Source organism: Citrobacter sp. Cb080 (genome assembly GCF_030334745.1).
GTDB lineage: Bacteria > Pseudomonadota > Gammaproteobacteria > Enterobacterales > Enterobacteriaceae > Citrobacter > Citrobacter braakii.
This window is the reverse complement of sequence record NZ_JAOWDG010000014.1, coordinates 1-208: the sequence shown is the minus strand read 5'-3', so window position 1 is coordinate 208 and position 208 is coordinate 1. Positions and strand designations below refer to the sequence as shown.

1 other RNA gene is annotated in these 208 nt (G+C 53.8%); it reads right to left on the bottom strand.

Annotation, left to right across the window (positions count from 1 at the left end):
* Positions 1–36: 36 nt before the first annotated feature.
* Positions 37–161: non-coding RNA, RtT sRNA (locus OGV38_RS00185), on the bottom strand.
* Positions 162–208: the final 47 nt, after the last annotated feature.

Here is a 208-nt window from a genome sequence, read left to right as displayed (position 1 = left end):
ATAGCAAAAAGGCGCCTTTAGGGCGCCTTTTTACATTGGTGGGTCGTGCAGGATGACTCGCTTCGCTCGCCCTTCGGGCCGTCGCCGTAAACGGCTCCGTTGTCTCACTGCGTTCGACTCGACCTGCTGCAGGTTCGAATCTTATAAATTGCAGATAGCAAAAAGGCGCCTTTAGGGCGCCTTTTTACATTGGTGGGTCGTGCAGGAT